13 protein-coding genes are annotated in these 12206 nt (G+C 62.6%); all 13 read left to right on the forward strand.

The features are described from left to right. Positions 1–877: 877 nt before the first annotated feature. Positions 878–1447, forward strand: a complete 570-nt coding sequence (locus tag B0D78_RS13235; RefSeq protein WP_205948277.1) for an ATP-binding protein — start codon at positions 878–880, stop codon at positions 1445–1447. Positions 1448–1471: 24 nt separating this feature from the next. Then, the gene (locus tag B0D78_RS13240; RefSeq protein WP_205948278.1) at positions 1472–2092 is read left to right on the forward strand and encodes an ATP-binding protein; all 621 of its coding nucleotides are present in this window, start codon (positions 1472–1474) and stop codon (positions 2090–2092) included. A gap of 460 nt (positions 2093–2552) precedes the next feature. After that, positions 2553–3353 (forward strand): hypothetical protein, encoded by an 801-nt coding sequence (locus B0D78_RS08025; RefSeq protein WP_078016458.1) that lies wholly within the window; start codon positions 2553–2555, stop codon positions 3351–3353. Beyond that, positions 3335–3940, forward strand: coding sequence for a hypothetical protein (locus tag B0D78_RS08030; RefSeq protein WP_078016459.1), 606 nt, complete (start codon positions 3335–3337; stop codon positions 3938–3940). The genes B0D78_RS08025 and B0D78_RS08030 overlap by 19 nt, the downstream gene beginning before the upstream one ends. Continuing rightward, positions 3940–5553, forward strand: coding sequence for a PilC/PilY family type IV pilus protein (locus B0D78_RS08035; RefSeq protein ID WP_168170065.1), 1614 nt, complete (start codon positions 3940–3942; stop codon positions 5551–5553). The genes B0D78_RS08030 and B0D78_RS08035 overlap by 1 nt, the downstream gene beginning before the upstream one ends. Positions 5554–5566: 13 nt before the next feature. Further along, entirely contained in the window at positions 5567–7081 is a 1515-nt protein-coding gene (locus B0D78_RS08040; protein WP_078016461.1) for a GspE/PulE family protein, read from the forward strand. Positions 7082–7086: 5 nt separating this feature from the next. After that, positions 7087–8172, forward strand: coding sequence for a type IV pilus twitching motility protein PilT (locus tag B0D78_RS08045; RefSeq protein WP_078016462.1), 1086 nt, complete (start codon positions 7087–7089; stop codon positions 8170–8172). After that, the gene (locus B0D78_RS08050) at positions 8169–9392 is read left to right on the forward strand and encodes a type II secretion system F family protein (RefSeq protein WP_078016463.1); all 1224 of its coding nucleotides are present in this window, start codon (positions 8169–8171) and stop codon (positions 9390–9392) included. Before B0D78_RS08045 ends, B0D78_RS08050 begins: the two co-directional genes overlap by 4 nt. 11 nt (positions 9393–9403) lie before the next feature. Next, a complete protein-coding gene (locus B0D78_RS08055) occupies positions 9404–9751 on the forward strand; it encodes a type IV pilus modification PilV family protein (protein WP_143521788.1) in 348 nt (115 codons plus the stop codon). A gap of 29 nt (positions 9752–9780) precedes the next feature. Next, positions 9781–10686 (forward strand): type IV pilus biogenesis protein PilM, encoded by a 906-nt coding sequence (pilM, locus tag B0D78_RS08060; protein WP_078016465.1) that lies wholly within the window; start codon positions 9781–9783, stop codon positions 10684–10686. After that, a complete protein-coding gene (locus tag B0D78_RS08065; RefSeq protein ID WP_078016466.1) occupies positions 10676–11209 on the forward strand; it encodes a hypothetical protein in 534 nt (177 codons plus the stop codon). The genes pilM and B0D78_RS08065 overlap by 11 nt, the downstream gene beginning before the upstream one ends. Further along, positions 11206–11727, forward strand: coding sequence for a hypothetical protein (locus B0D78_RS08070; RefSeq protein WP_078016467.1), 522 nt, complete (start codon positions 11206–11208; stop codon positions 11725–11727). The genes B0D78_RS08065 and B0D78_RS08070 overlap by 4 nt, the downstream gene beginning before the upstream one ends. Beyond that, entirely contained in the window at positions 11724–12197 is a 474-nt protein-coding gene (locus tag B0D78_RS08075; protein WP_078016468.1) for a hypothetical protein, read from the forward strand. The genes B0D78_RS08070 and B0D78_RS08075 overlap by 4 nt, the downstream gene beginning before the upstream one ends. The last annotated feature ends 9 nt before the right edge of the window (positions 12198–12206 follow it).

Consider the following 12206-nt stretch of genomic DNA (forward strand, 5'->3'; position numbering starts at 1 on the left):
AAAAATTTAACGGAAAATCTCCTGCAGAGATCTTTATCAACCTGTATGGCGAGGACGTATTGCATTTACTCGGACTCGAACTTATTCCGCCACAGGATATCTGTTTAAAGCGGACTCTTCTCGCCGGTAAATAACGGCTCCTTTTTAATTTCTTGATTGCATTAACTCTGAACTGAAAATTTTGCTTTCAGTTGAGGATCACTTTTGTATGCACTTTTTTCGGACAATTTCCTCGTAACAGCTTTTCATCCCCTTGAATTTGTTCCGTTAGCGCAATCTTGATCGTTATTATGTGTTCGTAATGACTGCTTGCTGCTTTTGTCCTGTCAAAGTAAATGCAACCCCGTCGCATTTACTTTGACGAGGTTGCATTTACTCTGAAAATTTACCCGCTGTGCATATTTGCCGGCCGTAATGTTCCACGTGGAGCTTTTTACTGCAATGTCCTGCAAAATCCGGGCTTTTCCCCTCGCGCAAAAATGCGGGCGCTGTCCGGGCCGGAAAAAAAGAGGCTGTCCCAAAAAGTCGATGGGAATGAAGACAACGGAGAGACGCACGTTGGAGCGATGGGAGCGTATTGATGAAGTGAAGGTCGTAAAGTCGAACTGACGAGTTTTAAGGGTTTCATCGGCGCGGAAAGCGGGGAGGAGCGATCATTGGAAAACGGTCCTAAGCTCTCGTTTTTGCCGTCGCGCCAGAAAATCTAATGAGGTTATCCTTGATGGATAGTAAGACGAGAAGTCTGTGATGCATGGGAATCTGAACTTGTTGATTTTGATTTTGACTAACATGTTAGCCAAAATCAAAATCAGAACTTTGCTTTGCGATTGTATTTGAATTATAATGATTTTATCCATGAAAGGGAGGTTATAGACTTATGATCAAGCGGGAGCGGTACATGGAGCGTATCCGGCCGTTCATCGGCAATGAGCTTATAAAGGTCTTGACTGGTTTGCGCCGTTCCGGCAAGTCCGTCATGCTTGAGCTGATTCAGGATGAGATCCTGAGAATGGGGGCTTCGCGAGAGCAATTTGTCTCAATCAACTTTGAACAAATGGACAACGCCGGACTCTGTACCGCCGAAGCGCTTCACGAGGAATTGAAACGCAGGATTTCCGGGATTCGCGGCAAGGCGTATCTGTTTCTGGACGAGATTCAGGAGGTCGAACGCTGGGAGAAATGCGTCAACTCCTGCCGCGTTGATTTCGATTGCGACATCTATATCACGGGCTCCAATGCAAAATTGCTTTCGGGGGAGTTGGCGACTTATCTCGCCGGTCGCTATGTCGAATTTGTCGTCTATCCTTTCTCGTTCGAGGAGTTTCTCGAGATGTCGCGGCAGAGAAATCCGGGACTGGGAGCTGCGGAAGCTTTTCGCAGTTATATCCAGCTCGGAGGCATGCCTTTCCTGACTCATCTGATCGAGAACAGAGAGGCGTGCGCTTAGTATCTTCGCGAACTCTACAACTCCGTGATTCTGAAAGACGTCGTGAGCCGCGTGCGAATTCGCGACGTGGATCTTCTGGAACGCATTGTCGCTTACGTTGTCGCCAACGTGGGACATCCTTTCAGCGCGTACGCTATTTCCAAATACTTCAAGAACGAGAAACGGGCCGCGGCTCACGATACGGTTCTGAACTATGTCAGAGCCTGCACGGATGCGTTCCTTTTCAACAGGATAAGCTGCGCGGACCTTATCGGTAAAAAAATTCTCTCGGTCAATGAAAAATATTACGTTGCCGATCATGGCATTCGCGAAGCTGTTTACGGTCAAAATATGAGAGACGTGGATCAAGTGCTGGAAAACATCGTCTGTACGGAAATGCTGCGCCGCGGCTACAGCGTCAACGTTGGCCGAAACGGTGCGAAAGAGATCGATTTTGTCGCCAGCAGGGGAGCCAGCAAGCTGTACGTGCAGGTCGCCTATCTGCTTGCCGGCAGGGAGACGGTCGAACGCGAGTTTGGCGCGTACAAAGGGATCCCCGACAATTTCCCCAAATATGTCGTTTCATCGGACGAGTTCGATATGGGGCGAGACGGCATCAAACACTTCAATATCCGTGACTTTTTGCTGATGAAAGAATGGGATTGAGCGCGTCGTCATAAAGGATCGCTTCGCGGCGAAAACGTCTGGAGGAGCGGAGAAGAACCGGTCGATGGCGCAAGCGCGAGGATGGGGCGCTGATTTCTTTCGGCGATCCGTTCTCGCGCTTTCATGTTTGCGGAGGCTGCCGACACATGTAGAACGGTGCGTCCCTGTCGCTGCGATCGGCGTGCATGGTTTTTCCTTATGGAGAGCCAAAGAGCGGGAGCAGACAGAATGCCGTGCTGATATGCGATCAGCAGATTTACTGTATCATTGGCGTTCAAAAACGAACGTATTTTTTGTGAACTTCTTCATAAAATATAAGAGGTCTCTCTTGATAAGAAAAAACAGTTCTGATAAAATAAAAAATAACTTATTGGGTTTATCGTTTCAATGAGGCTGAGAGTCGTGTTTAAGTGATGGGGAGGCCGGCGCGATGCGAAGCGGAAAACGCAGACGAAGAGGAATGACGCTTGTCGAGGTTCTGACGGCGCTTCCTCTTTTTGTTTTGCTGAGCGGCGGCGCCCTTTTCGTCATGCAGAATGCCGTCGAGTCCTTCCACCGCAGCGAGGATTATGTCTCAGGGGCCGGCTGGAGCAGCGCGGAACGCGTTTTCGCTTTTCTGGAAACTCCGGTGAAGCATTGCGGCGTCGGACTGCCCAAACGTTGGCAGGCGGATCTGTTTTCGCCCCCGCTGCCGCTGTACTCCATGCCGGCCTGGTCGCTCTGGCAAAAAAACGTTTCCGTCGGCGACTCCGTTGACGGATACGGTTTCCGCTCCGCCGGCGCCGGCTGGGGGAACACGCTCCGTCTCGTCTCCTGCATGCCGACGGGGAATGTCGTGCTGAAAGAGCTCCAGGCGGAAGCGAACGTTCCGGTGAAAAGTCTTTTTTCCGGCGCCGTCAAAGAGGAAAATACGACGGACGCCAGGCTGTCGGTCAGCTGGCTTTTGTTCCCGGGGACGGAGGTGCCGGTGCGGATCGTCCGCGAGGCGGCCGGCGAATCTCCGACGGTGACGGCGCGGGCACCCCTTGCCGTGCCGTGGGGAACGCCGGTCTGCCGGCTTCTGGCGATGAAGGTTTTCGTTAAAAATGGAACGGTCTATGTCGATTATCATGACGGCAGTCATGAACAGCCGATGTTTCATGGCGTGCAGGCGCTGGGGTTTCGCCTTGACGAAGAGCGGCGTCTGCTCGGCGTCAAAGTGCAGTTCGCCGCCGGAGAAAAGGCGCTGGAGGCCTCGCGGACATGGAAGCTCGGACTCTGAAGCGGCGGGGCAGCGCTCTGGCGGTCCTGCTGATCGTCGTCTCGGCCCTGGCCGGAATGCTGGCGCTGGAGTACGCGCGCTGGCGCGGGCTGCAGCGGAGCGTCGGCGATTCCATCCTGCAGGCGAAGCTTGACGCGGCGGCGCGGGACGCGCTTGAACGCGCCACGAGGTGGATTTTTCAGCGCAAACCGGAAAACCCGCGCGGAGGATACGGGATGATGCCGGTTTCACCTGCGGCCGGCCCGGAACAGCTGGAGATCGCCGTGCCGCCGGACATCGGACGGTTCTCCACGGCTGACGCGGAGGTGGAGAGTCGCGTTCAGTGGTGCCTTTTTACCGTTTCTCCCTCTTTGAATGTGAATTCAAGGGTCGCCGCGTATCCGCCCGCGGTGGGCGGGATGTGGCCGGACGGCGAGCCGCCGCTGTTTTTTCGCCAGTCGTACGCGCAGCTTCAGGCGAGGCAGGCGGGACGCCCGCTTTTTCAAAAAGGGGCCTGGCGCGTTGCGGTCACGGCGCGTCCTCGTTTACCGGCGGCGGACGCGCTTCATGCCGTGACGCTCGAGCGGGTTGTCCTGGTGGAACGATGATGCGGCCGGGATTTCTCGGATTTCTCGCGGTCCTGTTTTTGTTTTCGGCGGAAAGTCTGCGGGCCGAGGCGCCGGCGCTGCCGGTAAACCGGCGGGAACTTTCCAGTTTCTCGCGGAATTCGGAGTGGGAACTGACGGGGACGCCTTTGCTCTTCCGGGAGAACGGACGCCGCGGCGGTTACGTGCCGCTGCGGCGGGAACGCCCAAGTCCCTGCGGCGACGAGGGCAAGATACAAAAGCGTCTCTTCGGCGACGCGTTCGAAACGGAACGGATCATCTGGGAGTCGTCCGTCGGATCGCCGCGCCGGGTGCTCGTCGTGCCGTGCGGGCGCGACGGGCCGGCGGCGGGGGAGCTGCGCCCGCTTGGTGGGTACGACCCCGCGGCGGGAAATTACTTCGGCGTCGATGAAGCGCTCTGGGACGAGTGGCGCGCCCGGCTGCGGGACGCGTCGCCGGGCGCGCCGTTTCCGGCCGCCATGGTCGACGCGGAAAACTCTCTGTACGTCCAGACCGACGACGGGCTGATATGCGCCTTCGACGCGGCGACGGGAAAAGAACGCTGGGCTTTTGCGCCGCCGCAGCTCTGCTGGAAAACGCGGGCGGAGGCCCTGGCGCGGGCGAGGTCCCCGACGGAGCTGCCCTGGCTGACGGCCGGCGGTTTGACGGCGGAGCGGGTGACCGTTTCCTCGCGGGAACGGATTTTGCTGTGGGGCAGTTTGGGGCCGGGGGCCCGCGCCCTTTTCTGCCTCGACGTGACCGATCCCCTCGCGCCTTCTTTTCTTTGGGGGCGCGAGGATCTGGCAAACGGCGACTGTCTCTGCTGGGGCGGCGTCGAAGACGGCTGTTCGCCGCTCGGGTATGCCGCGGCGGCGCCGCTGGCGTTTCCCCTCGCCGGAAAATGGTCTCTGCTGGTGCCTTCCGGCGCCGGCGCGCGCGGGCGGCTGCTGAGCTACGACGCTTTGAGCGGGAAACTGACGGGGCAAAGCGAGGGCGACGGCGACGCGGAACTTTGCCTGCCGCCGCTGGCCCTGAACGATTCTTCCGGGCGCTTGCAGCGTGTGGCGCTCTGCGACAGCCGCGGCGGCGTGCAGATTTTTCTGCGCCAGGTGGAAGGTTTTCGTTTTTCCGAACGGATCGATCTGGAAAAGATAACGCTCTTCGATGAGTTGGATTTTTGTTTCGCGCCGATCCCCTGCCTTGTGCCCCGGGGGCTGTGGCTGGCTTTCGTCGGCGGGAACGGCGCGGACACTCTGGTCGCGGCCGCGCCGGCGGGGCTGAAAAGTCTGCGCTGGAGCGCGGCGCCCTGGCGCGGCAGCGGCTGGGGCTGGTGGCTGGAGCTCAAAGGTTTTCATGACGTCGTCAGCGCGCTTTTCTATGACGGGCTGCTCTACCTCTTGGGCCGGGAGGAGGAGCGCCGCGTTTTGCAGGTCGTCGATCTGACGCCCGGCAGGCTCGCGGCTGCGGAAACGCTCTCCGACAAGGCGGCCGCTCTGGCGGTCCGGGACGGCAAAGTCGTGGTGCTGGAAAACGGCGCGGACGGGCCGGCTGTCGTTCCCGTCTCGTCGGTTCTGCCGGCGCCGTCGTCGGGGATCTATTACACGCTCTACAGGTAAGGAGATGACGTCTATGACGCTTGGGGAAAGCGGCGCTCTGCCGCCGTCCCGCGTGGCGCTGGCCAGGCTGCATCCTGCGCCGGAGGCGCTGGGGCTGATCTCGTTCGAAACGGCGGCGCGGCTTTGCGTCCTGCCGCTGACGATCGCTGCCGACGGACATCTGCGCGTCATGGCGGAGGAGCCGCGGCGCCTGCCCTGTGCCGATGAACTGCAGACGCTGACGCGCCGGCGGGTGGAGCTGGTCCCCTCGACCGTTCCCGACCTCGCGGCCGAGATCCGCCGCGCCTATCAATTCTCGGGACGCATCGCCCGCCTCTCCGCGGATTATCTGCACGACGAGAGGAACGACGAAGCGGCGCCGGAACGTCTGGACGACGCTTCGCCGGTTTCCCGGATCGTGGAGAGCATGATCGCTCAGGCGATCGGCGAACGCGCCTCCGACATCCACGTCGAGCCGGGCGAAAAAGAGTCGCGGGTCCGTTTCCGCATCGACGGCCGGCTTGTGGACGCGGTCCGTTTTCCGGCGGCGATCCACCGGGCCGTGACGGCGCGCGTCAAGATCATGGCGGGGATGGACATCGCCGAAAGCCGTCTTCCTCAGGACGGCCGCATTTTACGGGACGTCGACGGGCGCAAAGTGGATCTTCGCATTTCCACGCTTCCCTCCGTCCACGGCGAGAAAACGGTCCTGCGCCTCCTCGACCGGGAGCGGGCGCTGCGCGGGCTCGAAGGACTGGGCTGCGAGGCCGCAGAGCTGGCGCGGATCAAGGATCTGCTGAAGGTCCCCAACGGCGTCATCCTCAACACCGGCCCCACCGGCAGCGGCAAGACCACGACGCTGTACGCCATGCTGGAGCGGCTGAACCTTGCCGAGTTCAACGCCGTGACCGTGGAAGATCCCGTGGAGTACGACATTTCCGGCGTCACTCAGGTGCAGGTCAACGAGCGCAGCGGGCTGACCTTCGCCGCGGCGCTGCGTTCCATCCTGCGCCAGGATCCCGACATCGTCATGCTGGGAGAGATCCGCGACGGCGAAACGGCGCTGCTCGCCGTCCGCGCCGCGCTGACCGGTCATGTCGTCTTGAGCACGCTGCACACCAACGACGCCGCCAGCGCGGCGCTGCGCCTGATCGACATGGGCGCGCCTGCCTTCCTCGTGGCCTCGGCGCTGCGCGGCGTGATGGCTCAGCGCCTGGTGCGCAAACTCTGCCCTCATTGCCGGCAGCCGTACGCGCTGCCCGAACGCGAATGCGAGCGCCTGGAGCTTCCGCGCGGCAGCGTGTTTTACCGGCCTGTCGGCTGCCCGCGATGCGACGGCCGGGGATATGCGGGACGGACGGTGATCTTTGAGGTCCTCGCCGTCGACGAAGAAATCTCCGCTCTGATCGCGCGCGAGGAAAGCGTCTCCAGGCTGCGCGAGGCGGCCGTCCGCAAGGGCATGAGGACGCTGGAGCGCGGCGGCATCGCCAAAGCGCTGGCCGGCGTGACGAGTTACGAAGAAGTTTTCGGCGCCATCGACGTGAGGTGATTGCCATGCCGGAACCTGATCTGTGGGCTTTGTTCGACGAAGCAGCGGAGCGCCGGGCCAGCGACGTTCATCTTTCCTGCGGCCGCGCGCCGTTGTTCCGCGTCGACGGCCGGCTCGAGGACGGCGGGCGCGCCGTGGTCGGCCGGGAATGGCTGCTGGCGTCCATCAGGCGGATGCTCTCCGCGGCGGAATGGGACGACTGGGAACTGAATAAAAGCGTCAGCGCCGCGCATGAATTCGGCGCTCCCTCCGCGCTGAGGCGATTCCGCCTCAGCTGCTTCTGGAGCATGGGCCAGCCCGCGGCGGCGATCCGGTTGATCCCCGCTCGAATCCCGGCGCCGGAACAGTGCGGTTTGCCGGCGGTTCTGAAAAGACTCTGCGCGAAAGGCCACGGCCTTTTGCTGTTCACCGGGCCGTCCGGGAGCGGTAAGAGCACGGCGCTGGCCTCTCTGGTCGACTGGCTCAACGGGACGTACCGCGTCCACATCGTGACGCTGGAAGATCCCGTTGAGTTCGTGCACGAGGGCAAACGGGCGCTGCTTCACCAGCGTCAGATCGGTCGCGATTGCCCGAGCTTCGCGGCCGGCCTGCGGGACGCTTTGAGGCAGGATCCCGACGTGATCGGGATCGGGGAAATGCGCGACGGCGAGACGATCTCCGCCGCCGTCACGGCCGCCGAAACCGGCCATCTGGTGCTGGCGACGTTGCACGCGCCGGACGCGTCCCAGGCCGTTGAACGCATCATCGACGTCTTTCCGGCGGCGCAGCAGGCGCAGATCCGCGCGCAGACGGCGCTTTCGCTGGCGGGCGTGTGCGCGATGCGGCTGGTCCCGCAGCGCGCGGGCGGCCGCTGCTTGGCCACGGAAATGCTCGTCGCCACGCCGGCGGTGCGGAGCGCGATCCGCGAGTCGCGCACGGCGCAGCTGAAGACGATGCTGCAAACGTCGCAGCGCGACGGCATGCACACGATGGAACAGTCTTTGCTGCGGCTCGTCGAGCAGGAGCGCATCGCGCCGGAAGCCGCCCTTGCCGGCGCGTTTGATGGCGAAGAGATGAAGCGTCTTCTGGACGGCCGGTCGATGACGTCATGAAATTCTCCTATCGGGCCCGGTCTTCCGCCGGAGAGCTGCGAACGGGCGTGGTCGAGGGCACGAACGCGCGGGAAGCGGCGCGGCTTTTGCGTCGGCAGAGCCTGCTGCCGCTTGCGATCGAAGCCGGCGCTTCGGAAAAAGCGGCGCGGCCCGCGGCGTCGCTCTGGCGTAAACTGCGCGCTATCGGCACGATCCCGCTGCTGCAGAAAGCGTTGTTTTTCCGGGAGCTGGCGCTCTTCACCGCGGCGGGAATCCCGCTGGGCGTTTCCCTGCAGCGGCTTGCGGAGACGAGCCGCTGCGTTCCGATGATCGAAAAGATCCGGCGGGTGTGCCGGGGAGTCAACGGCGGACAAGCCATGAGCCGGGCGATGAGAGACGGCCGTTTTGGCGAGCCGGTCGACCGGATGATGCTCTCCGTCGGCGAAGAGACCGGGCGGCTTTCCGAATCGCTGGAGCTTGTGGCGGAACGGTACGAGCGCCGTGAACGGCTGCGCTCCCAAATTTTTTCCGCGCTGACCTATCCGGCGCTGGTGTTGTTCTTCTCTCTTGCGGTGCTTTTGGTTATGTTCGTTTTCGTTCTGCCGAAGTTCCACGAGATTTTCGCGCGTCTGAAAATTCCCATGCCGGCGCTCACGGCTCGGCTTTTTTACGTGAGCGGACATCTTCCGCTGATCCTGTCTTTCCTGTTTGCCGGCTTGGCTGCCGCCGCCGGCGCGCTCTGGGGGCTGCGCCGGGTGCCCGGGGCGCGTTTGGCGATCGACCGTCTGCGGCTGAAGGTCCCCGTCGTCGGCGCGCTGCGGGCGAAAGCGGCGCTGGCGCGTTCGCTGCGCAGTCTGGGGCTGCTGCTGAAATCCGGCGTGCCGTTGCTGCGTTCGCTCGAGCTCAGCGCGGAAACTTCTCGCAACACCGCGATGGCCCGGACGCTGATGGAACTGCACGACGCCGCTTCCCGGGGAGTCGGCCTGGCGGCTCGGGCCCGGGAACTGGCTCTGCTGCAGCCGGTCACGGCGACTTTGATCGCGGCGGGGGAGCAGACTGGGAAAATGGACGAAATGTTGCTGCGGGCCGCAGAGTGGCATGAAAGAGCGCTCGACGAGGGGATCAAACGGCTGACGTCCGTCCTCGAACCGCTGTTGATCATCGCGGTCGGGCTGGCGGCCGCGGTCGTCGTCGCGGCGATCTTTCTGCCGATTTTGCAGGCGGTGCGGTCGTTCTCATGACGAGGGACGAGATGAGAAAAGGTTTTCTGCTGGTCGAGTGCCTGATCGCCGCGGCGCTCGCGGCTGTTTTTCTGCCTCTGCTGGCCTCCGCCTTTACGGAAAACCTGCACGCCGCCGTTGAGCTTCGCCGTCGTCAGGAAGCCTGGCGGGGGGCGCTTTCGTGCGTCGAGGAAGTGGAGGCGTTGGGGAAGGTCCCTTCGCCAGAGAAGCTGTTGGAAAATTTTTCCAGCGGCTTCGCTTCGTTTGACGTTTCTGTCGACCTGTCGCCTTCGACGGAGGGAAGGATCTGTACGGTCCTGGTGACCTGGCCGGGACGGGGAGAAACGCGCGAAGTCAGGCTGTCCAGGCGGATTCGCTGAAGCGGTGTGCTCGGGGAAGGAGCGGGACGATGCTGTGGAAACGGAGAACTGAACGCTGCGCGGGGGCGGCGCTGGCGCTGCGCGATCGCTGTGCGTGCTACGGCGAACTTTTGCGGGAAGGCGGACGGGCGCGGCTCGTCAACGCCGATAAAATCTCTCTTCCCGACGGGGTGGTCAGCCGCGGACATCTGGTGGACGGGGCGGCCCTGGGCGCGTTTCTGCGCAGAAAATTGGCGTTCCGCTGGGGCAGGCTCCCTTTCGCCGTAGGGATCCCGTCGGCCGACTGCATTTTTCAGCTGTTTTCCCTGCCGGCGGCCGATCTGGAAGAGGCGCGCGCCTCCATGGCGTGGTGTTTTTCCGATTATTTCCCGTTCGATTTCGGCGAAGCGCTGTTCGATCTCTGCGAGGCGGCCGCGCCGGCCGGCGCCCGGCTGAGCCTTGTGGGCGCGGCCTGTGCGAAGGCGCAGGTTGTGCCGTTTCTCGAAAGTCTGCGCGGCTCGCGGGGGCGCGTTTTCGCCGCGGAACCGCAGATCGTCGCCTCGACGCGCGCTTTCGCTTCCGTCATCGCCGCAGAGCGTTTCCTGCTGGTCATGGCACGCGAAGGTTCGCTGCACTGCGCGTTCGTCTCCGAGGGGAGCGGCTTGGTCTTCCGCAGCGTCGCCCTCCCGGCCGAAGAGTTTGCCTGGAATTCGCAGATGTGTTCGGAAATAAACAGGACCTTGGATTATGTTTCCGAAAACTTCGGCGGGACCGCGCCGCCGGTTTATATCGCAAAAGACGCCTCCGCGCCGGCCGCGCTCCCGTTCGGCAATCTGCGCGCGGCGGCGCGGGAGATCGATTTCGACGGAGTCTGTCCGGCGGCTCTCGTGCCTCCGGCCGATCCCGGCTGGTACGACGTCGTCGGTTTGCTGCTGAGGTTCGCTCATGAAGACTGAATTCAATTTGCTGCCGGCTTCCTATTTCGAGCCGGTCGAGCCGGGATGGAAGCGCTTTCTGCGCGAATACGGGGCATTTGCCGTGATGTTTTTGTGTTTTTTGCAGTTTTTTATCTGCGCGCTGACGCTGTGGCCGCGTCTGCAGTCGCAGTACGCCGCGGTTTTGGAAGCGGAGCGCGAAGCGGCGGCGGCCGCGGCGCGTCTGAGCGAAGTGTGCGGGGAGCTTGAAGCGCACGACGGTCAGCTCAGGGCCATGATCGAGCACGGGCAAAGCTCGGCGCCGGCGCTTGAAATCCTGACGGCGCTCGCCGGCGCCTTGCCGGAGACGGGGGAGCTGGAAGCCGTCGCGGCGGACCGGGAACGCTGTCGGATCGAGATCCTGTTCGCCGATCGCGAGAGCGTGGATCACGTCTTCGAAAAGCTTGCGCGTCTGCCCTACGCGCCGCTGCGAATCACGGAGCGCCGGCTTCTGAGCGGCGGAAGTCTGCTCCTGTGTCTGGAAGGAACGAGGCGGGGACGATGAAAAAACTCACGGTGACGGCGCCCGTTTTTCGCGGGCTGGCGGCCGTCGCGCTGATGCTTGCCGTGGTGTGGGCTCAGAGTCGGATCGTGTCCCGCATCGACGATCTGAAAACGCGCACGGTGGAGCTGCGGCTGCTCGCCGAGCGCCGCGGAGCCCGCGCAGAAACGCTGACGGCTCGGATCGCCGCTTTGCGGGAAGAGCGGGATCGTTTCGACAAACTGCCGATCGTTCCGGCAGACACGCCCGAAGATTTGAAGGCGGCGCTGGAACAGGGCGCGCTGGCGGCACAGGTCGAGTGCGCCGTGTCCCTGTCGCCGGATCCCGATCGGCTTGGGGCGGTGCGTCTCGAGGCGGCTTTGCGGGCGCGGGGGCAGGGCATCCGCGCCTTTTTGAGCGAACTGCTGGCGCGCCGCGAGTTTTTTTGCATCGACCGCGTGGAGGCGCGCCGTACCGGCGAGCGGTCGTTCGGCGTGGACATGACGCTGTCGGCCTTTTTGCGGAAGGGGGCGGCGTCGTGAGCGCGATTCCCGGCAAGATCAGGACGGCGGCCGGCGTTTTCTGTTGGGGCTGCGCGATCCTTTCGTTGATTTTCACCGTCTTCTGGCAGCGTCGGCTCTTTCGTCCCGCGAAAATCGCCGTCGCGGCGGCGGCGCCCGAGGAACCGGCGCCGGTCGCGCGGAGCACCGAACTGGAACGGATTCTGCAGCGGCGGCTCGACGTCCTGAAGCGGGCGGCGGCGTGGGACGAATCATGGGACGGCGGCGACGATGCTTCGCCGGATGGGATCCTGAATCGTCCCCTTTTGGCGCTGCGCGGCGTCGTTTCGTCCGGCGGCCGGCAGTGGGCAGCCGTGGCCGTCGAAGGGGCGGCGGGGACGGTCCTGGCCGTCCCCGGGCAATCGCTGAACGGCGTGAGGATCCTGACGATCGGGCAGACGGGCATGACCTGTCAGTGGCGCGGGCAAAAATTTTTCGTGCCGCTGGAATAGGAGGGGCGT

The sequence above is a fragment of the Pyramidobacter sp. C12-8 genome, from assembly GCF_002007215.1.
Classification (GTDB): domain Bacteria; phylum Synergistota; class Synergistia; order Synergistales; family Dethiosulfovibrionaceae; genus Pyramidobacter.